The sequence below is a fragment of the Peribacillus sp. NPDC096448 genome (assembly GCF_044762675.1).
In the GTDB taxonomy this organism is placed as follows: domain Bacteria; phylum Bacillota; class Bacilli; order Bacillales; family DSM-1321; genus Peribacillus; species Peribacillus frigoritolerans_B.
This window is the reverse complement of the sequence record NZ_JBIWEU010000003.1, coordinates 363,164-377,795: the sequence shown is the minus strand read 5'-3', so window position 1 is coordinate 377,795 and position 14,632 is coordinate 363,164. Positions and strand designations below refer to the sequence as shown.

The window sequence follows — 14,632 nt, the reverse complement described above, 5'->3', positions numbered from 1 at the left end:
AGTAGACAAATTCTAAGAAAGCCAGTTTGCCTACAGTTATTTTCTTTGAATTTGTCTACAGTTGATTTCAGAAATCCGCTCCCTTTCCGCCGACTGCCTGCCAAGCCTCCTCACCGCAAGCGGCTGTGGGGTCTCGGCTAGCCAGTTATTCGGCAGGAGTGTCGCAAATTTCTTCCATCCATTAAGGATTACTGTAAAAAACCATGAAGGATAATTTAGTATTGTTTTAAAATCATGGATCGGCATTAAACCATTCCGGACCTCCGATAGTAGACAAATTCTAAGAAAGCCAGTTTGCCTACAGTTATTTTCTTTGAATTTGTCTACAGTTGATTTCAGAAATCCGCTCCCTTTCCGCCGACTGTCTGCCAAGCCTCCTCACCGCAAGCGGCTGTGGGGTCTTGGCTAGCCAGTTATTCGGCAGGAGTGTCGCAAATTTCTTCAATCTAATGAGGTTTCATTCCATATCGAAAAGTGAAAATTCATGAAGGATGACCAAGTCTTCTTTTATATGGTCCGGGGTAAGGCCATGCCGAAGATTTGTAGACCAAATCTTGAACGTTGATTTTCACTCCAGGCACTCGCATTCCGCGGGCGGCGCCCTCGGCGCTTTTGCGCCTGCGGGGTCTCCCTAAGACTCGCTTTTCTCGCAGGAGTCTCGCAAATCCAATCAATTAGAATGGTTTTTTAACTAGACTTGAATCAGCCTAGATACTGCTTTAATATTTCTAATCCTATTTTTAACTCATCGAATGAGTTTGTGGAAGAAAGTGCAATACGCAAATACATATCAGGGGTGGTCTGCCCGCTTTGAAAACGATTGGAATGAAAAACCCGAATACCGCGCCTTTTCAAATCCGTTTCCAGCTGTAACGCATTGTTATGCCCTTTAATTGGAAGCCAGCGATAAAGGCTGAGAGGATGTCCGACATCCTTTCTTAAAGGAAAATATTCCGAATAAATATCATTTGCAGTCTGTGCAAGCCGTTTCTTATGAGAAACAATTTCATGAGCCTTGCCTGATAGGATTAGCTCTGTGATAACCTCTGCATCAAAAGAAGAGGTCTTTACATTTATGTTGAAAATGGCCTGGGAAATTTTCTCGCTAAAGGCATCCCCATAAACCATATAGGCAACTCTTAATCCAGAACATATGGACTTAGATGTGCCGCAAATATAAACGCTCTGTTCCGGAAGCAAATGGAACATCGGCTGCCTGTAGTCGGAGATGATGCCTGCCGTCAGAAATGCATGAATATCATCCTCAATCAAAATTAAACGATGCTTTCGGATGACCTCAGCCAATTCTTGCTTTCGAATATCCGACATCATGATTGTGGTGGGATTGTTGCAAGAGGGCATCAGAAATATGCCGTCAATATTTGTTTGGCAACATTGCTTTTCAAGTTCATCTGGCAGCATTCCAAACTGGTCTCCGGGAATGGGCACTAACTTAATATGAAACATCTTTGCCAGCTCGATAAAGTTTGAATATGTGTATAAGTCGGTTGCAATTCTATTACCAGGCTCAAATAAAGCAGCCAGGGCAACAGCCAATGCATTTTGGGCACCGGAAACGATTGCTATATGCTCTTGATCTGCGTGAATGCCGAAAGATTCCATCCAGTTAAGAGCTGCTGTTTTTTGATGTGGAATACCAGTCGGATCGTTGTAATTCAGCAGCTGCTCCAAATAACTTTTGTTCACGGTTTTTTGAATGGTTTCTGAAACAATATCATTGGTTTGCTCAAAAGATGCCACAAAACCAAGATCAATGCTGTTTGCCGTTTTATCCGCGGAAATGGTTATGGAACGAGTGGCATTAGGAGCCACAAAGGTTCCGCTTCCCGTAACGGCATATATTAATCCCTTTACCTCGCATATTTTGTAGGATCGGGTAATCGTGGTGAAGTTTAAGTCAAGAAAATCTGCCAATTCTCGTTGAGGGGGCAACTTGGTTCCAGGTGCTAAAAAACCATTTGTTATATCTTGTTCAAGTAATGATGCGAGAGATTTATAAAAAGGACGCTTTAATGCATTCTTATCAGGTTTCCAAGACATTGGATAATTGTCAAATGAATTTACTGGCATACTTCACCTCTACTATCTTATTCCATACAATCATATCATTTTTTGTATGGAATTCTAATATTGAAACGGTCTGCTTTAAAAGAATATAAGGTGGTAAACGTATCAGTACCCCCATTTTGATGAAATGGGGGTATTTTATTTTAATTGTAATCCATACAATTAACTTGTTTTTTGTACGGATTTTGTATGTTAAGTTTAAATAAATTTACCCACCAGGATGTGATTTATATGAAAAAACGAACTCAAATAATACCTGCATTTCGTGTGGCTTTTCCGTACACAGCGCCCATTTTGGCAGGCTTTTTATTTTTGGGCATCGCTTATGGAATCTTTATGAATTCATTAGGGTTCAGTGCCATTTACCCGATATTGATGAGCCTAACGATATTTGCAGGATCGATGGAATTTATTGCAGCCAATTTATTGCTTGTCGCGTTCAATCCGATTAATGCCCTTTTTCTAACCTTAATGGTGAATGCACGGCATTTGTTTTATGGCATATCCATGCTCGATAAATATAGGGGGACCGGTAAGAAAAAGCTGTATCTGATTTTTGGGCTTTGCGATGAGTCTTTTTCCATCAATTGTACCGTTGATGTACCGAAGGATGTAGACAAGGGCTGGTTTATGTTCTTCGTGACACTGCTCAATCATTCCTATTGGGTGATAGGGTCAGCGATTGGCGGCATTTTTGGCTCTTTTGTCAAATTCAATACAGAAGGACTCGATTTTGTTATGACGGCTCTCTTTGTAGTGATTTTCATTGAACAATGGATGAAAGAGAAAAACCATCATAGTGCTCTCGCTGGGCTTGGCCTGTCTGCTGTCTGTCTTATTATTTTTGGCGGAAGCAATTTCATTATCCCTGCCATTTTTGCCATTTTGGGGGTACTCACCTTACTTAGAAAACCATTAGAGAAAGTTGAGGTGAGAACCATATGACAATGACTTTAACACAGCAAATCATTACAATCGCGATGGTTGTTTTAGGCACAATGCTTACAAGATTTCTTCCCTTCATCGTTTTCCCATCAGGTAAGCCCACACCGAAGTATGTACAGTATCTCGGTAAAATGCTGCCATCCGCGGTAATTGGGCTTTTGGTCATTTATTGTTTAAAGGATGTAAGCTTACAATCCGGAAGTCATGGCATCCCTGAATTTATTGGGGTGGCGGTAGTTGCCCTGCTTCACGTTTGGAAGAAAATGATGCTCCTCTCGATAGCGGGGGGAACGATTGTCTACATGATGCTGGTGCAATTGGTTTTTTAAATTGATAATAGTCAGGAACTCAAAGTATCAATGATATCAATGGTATTGGAAGGGGCAGGTAATAGTGAAAAAGAAAATTGATGAATATCAAATTTATGAAAAACACTATGAACAAATTCATGAGCAAGTGAAAAACGATCCGTATGCTAAATCGTTAGGCATCCAGTTAACCAAATTCGAGGCAGGTACTGCAGAAGCAACGTTAGAAGTGCAAAGCACTATGGTAAATGCATATGGAACTGTTCACGGTGCGGTTATTTATGCTGTAGCAGATCATGCTTTTTGAGTAGCCTGTAATGCCTATGGCAAAACATCATTAGGACTCTCGACAACAATCCAGTTCATTGAATCAGCTAAACCAGGAGACAAGATAGTGGCCCGTGCAACGGAAGTCAAACGAAACTATCGGACAGGATTTTATCGTATTAGCATCTTCATTATCGATGAAGTCTTCTTTTAAAAGGTTAAATAATTGAATTTGCTTCTCTTTAGTTAAGTCCGAAAAAGTCTCATAGATGTCTTTAATCATTGAGAAACCGACTCCTGAAAAAGTATTTTATCACACCTCTTATAAGGATGGTCAAAATAGCAACAAGAGCCATATTTAAAGACGGCTAGAATCATTTTGGGGTATAGCCACATGCCCATCAAGCTAACAACATAAATTACAAGATACGAGTTGATCATTGTTTTAAAACAAACGAGTAATGAAAAAGTTGACATGACAAAAAAGCCTATTAAAATGCTATTTTTTTGCTAGGCAGCTTGTCTATCCTTCACCGTTTTTTCATATACAACTCCAAGAATATCCAAGACAGTCATCTTCTTATACCGATGACATTTACGACCATTCTTTTTGAGCAGCTGATAAAGGCGATGCAGAATGTTCAAAAGTTCTTCTGTGCCAACTGCCATCGCTTGAAACAGTAACGGGAAGTAATCTTTAATCATATAAATTGCTTTGTATTCACTCAATTCCTTCTTTTTCTTTTCAAGAAGTAACTGTCGCATTTGAAACATGGTAGAAGAACAGAGGAGAATGCCAATGAGTTGGCCATATAAATGGCACTCAAGGCGTTCTTTTTTGATTGGTTTGCATTCATCGATTTCAAAGAATGACTTCTATGTTTTAAACAAAATTTCGATTTGCCAACGCAGGGAATAGAGGGAATGAACATAGTCAGTGGGAACTTCTTCTGGTGATGTATTCGTTATGTAGACATTCATACCCATCAAGTGCTTACTTTTCTCCTTCATGACAATGCCTTTCTTCTTTTCTCGAATCGCTTGGTTTTTTAGGCGTGTTTGCGTTTGATCATCGGTTAAACGATGGATAATGACACGTGCTGGAAGCTTCTGATTTTGACCAATGTATGCTTCAGTGATTTCCAGTGTTTCACCAGAGGTTAGACGGGACATCATTTGTGTCATATCAAGCTGGATGTATTCGGTTTGTTTTTTTAACGTGCCATTGTTGAAAAATTCTGGATCAGGGTTCTTGATATAAATACGTGTATTTAACTTCAACCGAGAAATATAATAAGCCTCTTTATCATGAATGGATTGTAAGTCTCCTAAATCAAAGTAACCAAGATCACGTAAACATAAATCGCCTTTCTCTACAGTTTCAAGGCAGATTGTACCGTATGTTTTATCATTGTTTTTTCCTGGTCCTAACTGTACGTTTAAAAATTGGCCACTTAATAAATCGTATTCCAATTGGATTTTCACCCCTGCAGTATGACTACTCCCTCCAGAGCCTTGATAATTTGTGGCGAAGGAATCAGGTAGCTGAAATACAGTCGCATCTAAAATCCGAATACGTTCGAAAGCAGAAATCATGTGTGAAGAAAGCGAATGATTTAAACAGAGATTTTGTGTTAGGAGTGAAGTAAAGACTTCTCGGAGAAATGCGACAGCTGCTGGATTAAAGCGCTGATTCAGCCCTTCTGGGCTTATTAGTACACCCATGGAAGCCTCCAAACGACTACATAATTGCGTAAGTGATGTACTAGCGACTTCTTGGCAGAGCCACACGCAAAGGGCGATAAGTCCATTTGCATGATACTTGCTAGATCGCTGTACAAATCCCACCTGTTTGGCCGTTTCTTGTAGGACTATTGGGGATAGAAAACGTTGTAATTCTTGTGCAAAAAGTGTCAGTTCACTGAAGGTGATAGGATTCATAAAAAACACCATCCTTTCTCGTAAACTATTTACTATAAGCATAGCGTTTTTTTATTTTAGAAGGAATTGTTTTAACTTAGATTGATGGGGATGTGACGCTACCCCTAAGAGAAAAACCTACTGACCTAATCCCAAGAGTTTTAATGTATAGATCCTCACGACTTCGATATGAAAATGTTTAAAAGATAAAAACTTTTTTGTGTTAAAGTATAATGGAATAAAATTCTATTAATTCCATTAAATTGATATAAATGTTATAATTTGGTTGGTTATTTTTATAACCTAATGAAACATATTTTATTATGAAAAGGGGAATAAAAATGGAAACAAAAGCACAACAATTAGTAGCAACGGTATTATCTCAACCAAAACCTTTAGATGGACAAAAAAACCGTTCAAGTGGGAACTTTAGTACTGAGAGCCTTCCTTCAGGTACACAATATTTAAAGTGGGAAATTGAGGGTGGAGGAAATCCAGATTTTGTTAGCTTTAATGTTATGAAAGATGTATCTGCTGGTGTAGATCCCGTTGTTTTTCACGATGTATTAAGCGGTAATAGAACAAGTGTAGTGTCAGCAAGATCATTGTATATTGCAAATCCTAGTAATGCTTCTGAACCATTTACTGTAAGTGTATATGCTATTTTTTAATAGTTAACAATTACTTAAATAAGAAATGAGAGACTAATTTTAGTAGCTACGTTTTTGATAATATAGAGTGCTTTTTTAGCATTCCCTTACCATTTACAAACATTTGTCTAACTTGGGATTATCAACGATGTATAAAAATGTGCATAAACAATAATTTCGAAGATGAGAAAACCCCTTGTCCATAAAGGGGTTTTCTTTTTCAAGGTTTTTTGTAGTAATTTGATCAAACTTTGTTTAAAAGCTACAGTTAAGTTAATAACTTAACCCTAACCTTCTTAAGGTTAAGGGCACTGCGAATGTCTAAAACCAAGGAGACGATGATAATGAACGTATCAAGCTGAACATAATGACAAACCGGGAAAGTTAAGAGACAAGGAATTCACTGGACCGCCGGTGTGAAAAAGATTCCTTAGAATTTTGGAATGAGATTAAAGGGGTACCACCACATGCCCATCAAGTTAATATTTTTCAAGTCCCCCAAGATGAAAAACTAAGATGTTTCTAGGAAAAGAAACTTAAAATTTTCATTTTGGGGGTATTCATTCTTCTTAGCTTGATGGCTATGGGGTATAGCCAACATTTCGGAAATTTTGTACGCTAAGCAAATTTCAATCTAAAAAAGCCGATATCCTTGAAGTGAATCGACTTTTTTATTACCCACTTCCTTGTTCAAAATGATTAAAAAGAACAACTGCTAGACCCATTCAAAATTAAACTATGGATTTCTATTTACCCCTAATTTTTTTAATTACAAATACTAAAAATGCAAACAGTATTACAAATATAATTATTTTCATTTATATTCACCTCAAAATAAGAAGCTATAAGTTTTTCTTTGAAAAGATTTTGATTGATATAATCATTGAAATTAAGATAATAAAAATAGATATTACAAAAGGCATCCAAACCATTACAGTTTGAGGTAGTGGTAAGTGAAAATTGATATTAAAATTCATCGATTGGTACCATTCAATAATAGTAGGTAGTATAAATGGAGTTAAAAATATCAAAATAAAAAAGATATACTTTGTTTTTTCATAGCCAAATTTAGTTTGAATAGGTATTAATATTCCGAAAAAAACAGAAATAATCAAAAGAGCTATTCCTATACTATTAATATTTAATCTTGCTAACCCTGTAGAAGAACCAATTGCTGCAGCAAGGTTAAATAAAAGGAAACACCCAATAAAAATCACAAGAACAAATAGATATTTTGCTTTAATGACACCATTACGAGTATGTGGGGTTGTACAAAGAAGTGCGGATCCCCTATATTTATCCTCTTGCATCGAAACCATATTAAACAAAATATATTCCGTAAATAAAACGGTAATAAGAAAACTTGTAAAGCTACCGTTATCAAATCCTAACTTTGAATAAATAAATATGGGTCCAACAACTGCAAAAACAAGCATAAATAATAGATATTTTTTTACTAGAATGAAATCCTTTTTGACAAGATGAAATAACATTTTTATCCCTCCTTTACATAGGCTAACATTATATTTTCAATGGAAGGCCTCTCTATTAGACAATCGTTCATTTGTTCACGTACTACATCTAATTTGTCAGTAATTCCTTCGAAGCCAACTGCTGTTTGACGCAAACTTAAAAATAATCTTCTTGTATGTTTATTGATTAAACTATTATCTCCTTTTACCAAAGCGTGCCTATCCAGTAGTTCATCTTTACTTTCGTTGAATATGATTCTGCCTTTATCAATCAATATAAGCATGTCAGCTACTTTATCTAAATCAGAAGTTATATGAGTAGAAAAGAATACACTCTTTCCATCCTCTTCCATGTAATCTAAAAGTATCTCCATTAACTCATTACGAATTAATGGGTCAAGACCACTTGTTGGCTCATCCATTATCAATAAATCAGCATGATGAGAAAGAGCTAAAGTAATGGCAAATTTCATTCGCATACCTTTCGATAAGGTTACAATTTTTTGGTTTAATTTCAAATTAAATCGATTGATATACTTTAAAAAAACAGATTCATCCCAGTTCCTATATGCAGGAGCAATAATACTTTTCATTTCTTTCAATGTCATATCTTCATAAAAATAGCCTTCATCTAAAACTACCCCGATACGATTCTTTACTATGTACTCATTTTTTTCTATTTCTTTGCCAAAAAACTTAATGCTACCTTCGTCCCTTGGATAGAGTCCAAGTATAGTTTTTATAGTTGTTGTTTTTCCGGAACCATTAATTCCGATAAAACCAGTTATACAACCTTCTTTTAATAAAAAGTCCACGTTATCTAAGCTGAAAGTATCCAACTCTTTCTTTAGGTTTTTCACATCTAAAACAGCTGTCATCACTCATCATCCTCTTCAAAAATGATATCCATCATTAAATAAAGTTCTTGTTTATTTATTCCTAGAGTTTTAGCCATTTGCCATGCCTCTGAGAGCTTTTTTTCAATCATGTGCCTTTTAGATTCCGACAACATCTCTAAGTTGTCGGATGCTACAAATGAACCCTTTCCAACGGTTGTTACAATAAATCCTTCCTTTTCTAATTCGTCATATACTCTTTTTGTTGTAAGCACACTAACATGTAAATCATTTGCTAATGAACGAATGGACGGAAGTTTTTCACCTTCTTTTAATTCCTGACGGAGAATTCCACCTTTAATTTGATCCTTTATTTGTTGATATAGCGGTTGTTCGGAACCATTTTTAATAATTATTTTCATAGAAACCCTCTTTTTTCAAACTGTATATGTACTTGATATACACTATATACATAATATACAATTATTATAACTTAATTTCAATTATCAAGAAAAAAATAATTTTTCAGGATTAATCCAATTATTGTAAAGGGCATGTTTAGGAGTTAATGAACCATAAACGACCGTTTTTGGTACGCTAATTGTTCATGTAAACTTGAATATTCAGATAATACATTCAATAACAGAATTGTTCTTGTTAACCTAAAAACAAATTCCTTCAAAAGCAGGTAACAAATAAAGAGGCAAAACAAAGACAATTACGGAAATGCTCAATGCCTTAAATAACTACTGTACTACCTATGATTTTCTTTATTTAAACTATTACTAAGTGTTTATAGATGTTTTTCCATAATTGTTATAAAGTGGTACTGAGAGGTGGGGGTATATGGAACTGAGAGAACAGTTGCAAAAGTTAAGAGTACAAAAGAACATGTCTAGAGAAGAACTAGCTCAAGAAATGAATGTATCTAGACAGGCAGTTTATAAGAGGAGAACAATAAGGGGATATCCTGATATTGAGAATCTTATAAAGTTAAGCGAACTATATGAGATTACATTAGATGCACTGATTAAAAATGATTGTACATTTCAAAAAAATAAGTATTTATGAGGATAAAAAAAAGGAGAATGATCTCACAGGGCCTGGCTTCTATATAGGTATTATATTCGTATGTTTTGGCCTTTTCATTGACTTAGGTCCCTATTCTATCGGTATTACCATTTTGGTATTTTTGACAATGGCGTTTTATGAAGACTTAAAAAAGATATTTTGGAATGTAAAGAAAGATTTTAACGAGCAGTAAAGTTTTAAGCAAAAAGCTGTTGCTTAAAGCATATGTTTGTCCTTTTAAAATTTGTAGGAATGATTTGAGGTGGAATTTTGAGCCAACTTGCTATTTTAGTTATTTGTGCAGCATGCCTAATCCTAGGGGTGTTTGTAAAAAAGACGAATTCTTAAGACTACAAATCACTATGTATATCATATTCATTTTTAGTTTACATAATATTATCGACTTTCGCCAAGGAGCTATTCTTAGTAATCATTACAGGGATTTGGCTTCCTTTTCGTCTAACTTACCAAGTGACAGACATATAAAAGATATGTTATGTTGTCGTCTCTACATATAAAATAAGAATAAAGGATAAGGTGCTTGACTATGAACAAAACAGACTTAGTAAATACTGTGGCAACACAAGCTGAACTAACAAAGGGAGACGCGAAAAAAGCAGTCGATGCATTGTTTGAAGCGATCTTTAATACGCTCGCTAAAGAGGAAAAAATCCAAGTAGTTGGATTTGGCACATTTGAAGTGCGCGACCGAGCAGCTCGTACGGGTAGAAACCCACAAACAGGAGAAGAAATCCAAATTGCAGCTTCCAAAGTTCCTGCCTTTAAACCAGGTAAGGAATTAAAAGAGGCCGTTAAATAATAGTCATAGTTGGTAAGTGTAAAAATACTCTGGGGATGAGATATTCCTCCAGAGTATTTTTTCTTTATGTAAAGTGTTAGGTTTTTACTATCCTATCGGTTTTCATATAGGTTAAATGCTATGGGTCTTGACGTCAACTCCACCCCTTGGATAGGCATGACGAAGGAATGAGAGGGCAATTAACCCGTTGAGACATGGGAGGAATAGCCTTCAGGGGCGGCGTGGAGAATGTACATTATATAGTAAAATGTGGAGCGTGGTATAACTCCTTTATTTCACTATACCTTCACGAAATCTTCAAGTCCTGAAATCACTCCATATAACCGTGAACTTACATTCAAGGGTGATGAAATCCTGCGATTAAGCGAGGGTTTGTGAGAAAATCGTATTAAATTGAGGGAGTTGAAGAGTGCTGTTTGATCTTTATTCAACAATTGGGACAGATTGTTGAATATCAATTTGAGATTTTAGACAATAAAATGTATTGCAAAGAAGCTATAGTATGATACACTCTTTTACTAAGTAAACACTTAATGAATCTGAGGTAGAGAATGAAACAAACAAACCGACAATTACAAGCAATGAAAACCAAAAACAACTTAATTGATGCAGCTTTAGTTATATTTTCGAAAAAGGGGTATTCGGCGAGTACTACAAAAGACATTGCCAAAGAAGCTAATGTTACTGATGGATTAATTTACCATTATTTTAAATCTAAAGAGGATCTACTATGGGCTGTGATCGATAGGCATACTCTTAATCATGAATTGAGTAATATGACAACTGATGTTGGAACAAATGAGCCACTGGAAGAAATTTTAATTCGTATAATCAATAGGTTGTTTAGCTTATTGCATTCTAAGGGCGAGTTGATTGTCATGTTCTTTGGTGAATCTCAGCGAAATAGCGCTGTTGGTGAACGTTTAGCAGAACTCATTCAACAAGGAGTAAACATTTTTTATCAACTTCTATCTGAACGAATCGACACAGACTCACTTTACCTGAAGACAGCAATCAGAAACCTTTTAACTTCCCTGGTCATGTACTTTTTGACTAATGACCGAGATATTGATGAGGGTGATCAAAAGAAAAAGTATATTGAAACTACCGTTCATCAGTTTCTTAAAATTTTCAACTAAAATTTTTTTCGTAATTCATTAAGTAAACACTTAATAGAATGAGTTGGGAGAGGTGTATATGAAAACTGATGTTGTTATTGTTGGGGCTGGACCGGGTGGATGCGTTTTGGGATATCTTTTGGCTCGAAGTGGTGTGAATACAGTATTGTTGGAACGACATAATCGGCTGGATAAAGAATTCAGGGGTTATTTTTTTCAACCGTTAGTACTTAAGTTTTTGGACCAAATGGGATTGCTAAACGATATTCTTCAAATTGAACATGAAAAAATTGAGGCCTTCCATTTCGTCGATCATGGAAAAAATCTTTTTTCTGTAAGATTCGATGATTTGTCTCATCCTTACAATTATGGTCTGATCATGTCACAGCCATTATTGCTCCAATTTTTAATTGAGCAGGCTTTAGAATATGATAACTTTACATACTTAAGTGGAGCGAAGGCAACAGAGTTGGTTCAAGAAGGAAGTACCACCGCAGGGGTTAAAGTTATACAAAAAAAAGAAGAGGAGACCATTCAAAGTCGATTGGTAGTCGGTGCAGATGGTCGCTATTCCACGATCCGAAAGTTATCAGGAATACAATTGGAGAAGGAACAACATAAATTTGATTTTATCTGGTTTGACATGCCAGTGTTAAAGGGTAAGAAATACCCTCTTCAAATCCAGATTGAGGATGAAGGCATGTTGATCTATATTCCAAAAGGGCCTGATGTAGTTCAGGTAGGTTGGGTTATTAAGAAAGGAACCTATTCTGAAATTAAGAACAAAGGAATTGAAGATTTTCAAAAGCAGCTCATTACAGTAGACCCAGAGTTAGAAGAGGATTTACCCCAACATTTACTTGACTTTAAACAGTGTGCCGTTCTTGATATTCAAGTAGCGACAGCAAACCAATGGGTGCAGGACGGTTTGATGCTAATTGGAGATGCAGCACATATTGCATCTCCATTTTCCGGCCAGGGTAATAGTTTAGCTATCCAGGATGCCGTTGTAGCCCATGATGTAATTACTAAGGCATTAACTCAGGTTCAATCTCCATTATCTATGAACTTATTAAAACAATACGAAGAGATAATGCGGCCAGCCGTGTCACAGATACAACAAATCCAAAGAATTCAAGCAGAATTAATTGGAATAAAAAACCCATTACTTCTTCACTTAAGAAGAGCTATGGTACCACTGTTGTTCAGGACTCCTTTGTTTAATAAAATGCGAAACAAACTTGCTCTAGGAACAAAACCACTTGATATAGCTACTTTTCATTTCAAAAATTAAGTAGAACCGTTTTGACAGTCAAATATTTTATCTTTCGAAGTTCACTTTATGTTAAAACTAAATCTTAAAGGAACATGGCGTTTTGAGGATATCCATTCATTAGTAATTAAGATAAATTATTTATACATTATTCAAGAAAAGGGCGAGATTCTTGAAGAAGTCTTTGATAAATAAATACAAAGGGCATGTTTTGAAAATAGATTATCAAAACAAGCCCTTATACTACTATTGAGAATTGGATTATTCTTTTATAAAAAACGCTGATCTTTTTGTCTTCCTTAATAAACTAACGCACCCGTTAGTTCTATAAGAAAAGCGAAAAATGGTTATGTGTTCGGCTTACATGGAACTGTATTTTATTTTTTCATTTAGATTCAATAAGTGATCTAACTCTTGGCTACATTGAATCGTTTTAAGATGATTGAATCCATAGTGTTCAACTATATTTAATAACTCAGCTTTTTTCTCTCTAATTAATTCTAGTATCAAAATATCCATCGCCCATGTCATTGTCAATCTCCTTTTTCATTTGTTAAAAACAATAAGAGAAAATGAGAGTCCAATCGACAAACCCCAATATTGGCCTAAAATTGATTCATCTAGAGCCTAGGAAAACGTTGCTCTTGATCCATCTAGTAAGCTGCTTTTAGGATTTCTAAGTAATCAGCTTTCGTAATGACACGGACATTACTTGGCGTAGAGTTGTTTTGTTCAGATAGTTCCGCCATTTTATCGAAATCTTCCTCTTTGACGTAAGATAATTCTTTTAAAGTTGGAATTCCTAAATTTTTTGTAAATGCATATAAGTGATCAACTAATTTATTAATCGCAACATCAGCCGAGTCATTTTTTCCTGCAAAATTCATGATTCTTGCTAATTCTGCATGTAGGGGTTTATTTTCAGATGAATTAAATTGAATGACATATGGTAAAAATACGGCGTTGGCAATGCCATGTGGTGTGTCATAAAGACTTCCTAGAGCTTCAGCTAAACAATGTACTGCCGCAACATCAGCCGATCCAAAGCATAATCCTGCCAGCAAACTTCCTTCCTGCATCTTGTATCTCGCTTCCAAATCTTCTCCATTCTCATATGCTTTTGGAAGATATTCTACAATGGTTGCCATTGCACTTGCTCCCATAGCTTGAGAAATAGGATTTGTCAGTTTACACGTATAGCCTTCAATGGCATGTACTAGTGCATCAACCCCTGTCGCAGCTGTTATGCCTTTAGGGACAGTGGCTGTAAGTGCAGGATCTAATATCGCAACTGTTGGTCTGAGTAAGGCATGCTTTATTGTAATCTTTTTATGCGAAGAAGATAACGTGATAACTGATGAACGAGTGACCTCAGATCCTGTTCCAGCTGTTGTAGGAATACAAACCAATGGTGCCACATTTGTATACGCTTTCTTTCCTTCCACATAATCTTCAGGAATTCCCCCATTTGGACCCAACAATGCAATTGCTTTTGCTGTATCCATAGGACTTCCACCGCCAACTGCAATCAAGCCTGTTACTTGTTCTTTTCTAAAAATTTCTGCACCAATTAAACATTCATTATCTCTTGGATTTTGAGACACTTGATCAAATAAGATAACTGAATATCCAGCTTCTTGTAAATGTTTTTCTATTAGAGTAACTAATCCTGCTTTTTTTACACCCGGATCACTGACAATCATAATTGTCGAATGTGGCTCAACAATATCTACCAGTATCAAAGCTACCTCTTTAGACTTACCAACACCCATTACCATTCTAGTATTACAATAATATTCAAAGTTCATATCTTTTTACTCCTTAATTATGTTTAGTTATTTTAGAAGATTGTTTATCAAACTCC

At 35.9% G+C, this 14,632-nt stretch carries 16 protein-coding genes and 2 pseudogenes; 9 read left to right on the top strand and 9 right to left on the bottom strand.

What is annotated here, in order from left to right; translation table 11 throughout:
* Positions 1-36: 36 nt before the first annotated feature.
* Both ACIQ0C_RS08030 and ACIQ0C_RS08025 read right to left on the bottom strand, forming a co-directional pair.
* Positions 37-246: a hypothetical protein gene (locus ACIQ0C_RS08030; RefSeq protein ID WP_403058836.1), complete on the bottom strand. Its 210-nt coding sequence runs from the start codon at positions 244-246 to the stop codon at positions 37-39.
* Positions 247-702: 456 nt separating this feature from the next.
* Positions 703-2,091 (bottom strand): aminotransferase-like domain-containing protein, encoded by a 1,389-nt coding sequence (locus tag ACIQ0C_RS08025; RefSeq protein ID WP_403058834.1) that lies wholly within the window; start codon positions 2,089-2,091, stop codon positions 703-705.
* 186 nt (positions 2,092-2,277) lie between these two features.
* Here ACIQ0C_RS08025 and azlC point away from each other — a divergent pair, with 186 nt between their 5' ends.
* From azlC to ACIQ0C_RS08005, 4 genes are all read left to right on the top strand, one after another.
* Positions 2,278-3,033 (top strand): azaleucine resistance protein AzlC, encoded by a 756-nt coding sequence (gene azlC / locus ACIQ0C_RS08020; RefSeq protein WP_403058832.1) that lies wholly within the window; start codon positions 2,278-2,280, stop codon positions 3,031-3,033.
* Positions 3,030-3,362: a branched-chain amino acid transporter permease gene (locus tag ACIQ0C_RS08015; protein ID WP_134784136.1), complete on the top strand. Its 333-nt coding sequence runs from the start codon at positions 3,030-3,032 to the stop codon at positions 3,360-3,362. Before azlC ends, ACIQ0C_RS08015 begins: the two co-directional genes overlap by 4 nt.
* A 64-nt stretch (positions 3,363-3,426) precedes the next feature.
* Entirely contained in the window at positions 3,427-3,648 is a 222-nt protein-coding gene (locus ACIQ0C_RS08010) for a PaaI family thioesterase (RefSeq protein WP_403058829.1), read from the top strand.
* A 48-nt stretch (positions 3,649-3,696) separates the two neighbouring features.
* Positions 3,697-3,822: a hotdog family protein gene (locus ACIQ0C_RS08005; protein WP_403059021.1), complete on the top strand. Its 126-nt coding sequence runs from the start codon at positions 3,697-3,699 to the stop codon at positions 3,820-3,822.
* On the opposite strand, the pseudogene ACIQ0C_RS08000 reads toward ACIQ0C_RS08005, so the two are convergent.
* Together ACIQ0C_RS08000 and ACIQ0C_RS07995 are read right to left on the bottom strand one after the other, a co-directional pair.
* Positions 3,787-3,891 (bottom strand): annotated as a pseudogene (locus ACIQ0C_RS08000) (IS1595 family transposase); the annotation flags it as partial. The gene ACIQ0C_RS08005 and the pseudogene ACIQ0C_RS08000 sit on opposite strands and share 36 nt — an antisense overlap.
* Positions 3,892-4,118: 227 nt before the next feature.
* Positions 4,119-5,549, bottom strand: a pseudogene (locus ACIQ0C_RS07995) (IS4 family transposase).
* Between the two features lie 320 nt (positions 5,550-5,869).
* On the opposite strand from ACIQ0C_RS07995, the gene ACIQ0C_RS07990 reads away from it, so the two are divergent.
* Entirely contained in the window at positions 5,870-6,199 is a 330-nt protein-coding gene (locus ACIQ0C_RS07990; RefSeq protein ID WP_403058827.1) for a DeoR family transcriptional regulator, read from the top strand.
* An 821-nt stretch (positions 6,200-7,020) separates the two neighbouring features.
* Here the strand turns inward: ACIQ0C_RS07990 and ACIQ0C_RS07985 are convergent.
* The 3 genes from ACIQ0C_RS07985 to ACIQ0C_RS07975 are packed head-to-tail and all read right to left on the bottom strand — an operon-like array spanning position 7,021 to position 8,908.
* On the bottom strand, positions 7,021-7,671 hold the full coding sequence (locus ACIQ0C_RS07985) for an ABC-2 transporter permease (protein ID WP_403058825.1): 651 nt from the start codon (positions 7,669-7,671) through the stop codon (positions 7,021-7,023).
* A gap of 2 nt (positions 7,672-7,673) precedes the next feature.
* Positions 7,674-8,528, bottom strand: coding sequence for an ABC transporter ATP-binding protein (locus ACIQ0C_RS07980; RefSeq protein ID WP_403058823.1), 855 nt, complete (start codon positions 8,526-8,528; stop codon positions 7,674-7,676).
* The gene (locus ACIQ0C_RS07975; RefSeq protein ID WP_053474821.1) at positions 8,528-8,908 is read right to left on the bottom strand and encodes a GntR family transcriptional regulator; all 381 of its coding nucleotides are present in this window, start codon (positions 8,906-8,908) and stop codon (positions 8,528-8,530) included. The genes ACIQ0C_RS07980 and ACIQ0C_RS07975 overlap by 1 nt, the downstream gene beginning before the upstream one ends.
* 424 nt (positions 8,909-9,332) lie before the next feature.
* Here ACIQ0C_RS07975 and ACIQ0C_RS07970 point away from each other — a divergent pair, with 424 nt between their 5' ends.
* The 4 genes from ACIQ0C_RS07970 (at position 9,333) to ACIQ0C_RS07955 (ending at position 12,789) form a co-directional block, all read left to right on the top strand.
* The gene (locus ACIQ0C_RS07970; protein ID WP_403058820.1) at positions 9,333-9,557 is read left to right on the top strand and encodes a helix-turn-helix transcriptional regulator; all 225 of its coding nucleotides are present in this window, start codon (positions 9,333-9,335) and stop codon (positions 9,555-9,557) included.
* A 547-nt stretch (positions 9,558-10,104) separates the two neighbouring features.
* On the top strand, positions 10,105-10,377 hold the full coding sequence (locus ACIQ0C_RS07965; RefSeq protein ID WP_403058818.1) for an HU family DNA-binding protein: 273 nt from the start codon (positions 10,105-10,107) through the stop codon (positions 10,375-10,377).
* A gap of 551 nt (positions 10,378-10,928) precedes the next feature.
* On the top strand, positions 10,929-11,516 hold the full coding sequence (locus tag ACIQ0C_RS07960; protein ID WP_403058816.1) for a TetR/AcrR family transcriptional regulator: 588 nt from the start codon (positions 10,929-10,931) through the stop codon (positions 11,514-11,516).
* A 58-nt stretch (positions 11,517-11,574) separates the two neighbouring features.
* Complete coding sequence (locus tag ACIQ0C_RS07955; RefSeq protein ID WP_403058814.1) at positions 11,575-12,789, top strand: FAD-dependent oxidoreductase; 1,215 nt, start codon at positions 11,575-11,577, stop codon at positions 12,787-12,789.
* Between the two features lie 339 nt (positions 12,790-13,128).
* Here ACIQ0C_RS07955 and ACIQ0C_RS07950 read toward each other — a convergent pair whose 3' ends face one another.
* Positions 13,129-13,299, bottom strand: a complete 171-nt coding sequence (locus ACIQ0C_RS07950; RefSeq protein ID WP_370694130.1) for a Spo0E family sporulation regulatory protein-aspartic acid phosphatase — start codon at positions 13,297-13,299, stop codon at positions 13,129-13,131.
* Between the two features lie 122 nt (positions 13,300-13,421).
* Positions 13,422-14,576 carry an iron-containing alcohol dehydrogenase gene (locus ACIQ0C_RS07945; RefSeq protein ID WP_403058811.1) on the bottom strand — a complete coding sequence of 385 codons (1,155 nt, stop codon included), beginning with the start codon at positions 14,574-14,576 and terminating at the stop codon, positions 13,422-13,424.
* Positions 14,577-14,632: the final 56 nt, after the last annotated feature.

What these genes read in the sequence shown, in the direction of transcription:
- ACIQ0C_RS08030 (WP_403058836.1), bottom strand. Translation starts at nt 246, where the DNA reads ATGCCGATCCATGATTTTAAAACAATACTAAATTATCCTTCATGGTTT.
- ACIQ0C_RS08025 (WP_403058834.1), bottom strand. Translation starts at nt 2,091, where the DNA reads ATGCCAGTAAATTCATTTGACAATTATCCAATGTCTTGGAAACCTGAT.
- azlC (WP_403058832.1), top strand. Translation starts at nt 2,278, where the DNA reads ATGTTAAGTTTAAATAAATTTACCCACCAGGATGTGATTTATATGAAA.
- ACIQ0C_RS08015 (WP_134784136.1), top strand. Translation starts at nt 3,030, where the DNA reads ATGACAATGACTTTAACACAGCAAATCATTACAATCGCGATGGTTGTT.
- ACIQ0C_RS07990 (WP_403058827.1), top strand. Translation starts at nt 5,870, where the DNA reads ATGGAAACAAAAGCACAACAATTAGTAGCAACGGTATTATCTCAACCA.
- ACIQ0C_RS07985 (WP_403058825.1), bottom strand. Translation starts at nt 7,671, where the DNA reads ATGTTATTTCATCTTGTCAAAAAGGATTTCATTCTAGTAAAAAAATAT.
- ACIQ0C_RS07980 (WP_403058823.1), bottom strand. Translation starts at nt 8,528, where the DNA reads ATGACAGCTGTTTTAGATGTGAAAAACCTAAAGAAAGAGTTGGATACT.
- ACIQ0C_RS07975 (WP_053474821.1), bottom strand. Translation starts at nt 8,908, where the DNA reads ATGAAAATAATTATTAAAAATGGTTCCGAACAACCGCTATATCAACAA.
- ACIQ0C_RS07970 (WP_403058820.1), top strand. Translation starts at nt 9,333, where the DNA reads ATGGAACTGAGAGAACAGTTGCAAAAGTTAAGAGTACAAAAGAACATG.
- ACIQ0C_RS07965 (WP_403058818.1), top strand. Translation starts at nt 10,105, where the DNA reads ATGAACAAAACAGACTTAGTAAATACTGTGGCAACACAAGCTGAACTA.
- ACIQ0C_RS07960 (WP_403058816.1), top strand. Translation starts at nt 10,929, where the DNA reads ATGAAACAAACAAACCGACAATTACAAGCAATGAAAACCAAAAACAAC.
- ACIQ0C_RS07955 (WP_403058814.1), top strand. Translation starts at nt 11,575, where the DNA reads ATGAAAACTGATGTTGTTATTGTTGGGGCTGGACCGGGTGGATGCGTT.
- ACIQ0C_RS07950 (WP_370694130.1), bottom strand. Translation starts at nt 13,299, where the DNA reads ATGACATGGGCGATGGATATTTTGATACTAGAATTAATTAGAGAGAAA.
- ACIQ0C_RS07945 (WP_403058811.1), bottom strand. Translation starts at nt 14,576, where the DNA reads ATGAACTTTGAATATTATTGTAATACTAGAATGGTAATGGGTGTTGGT.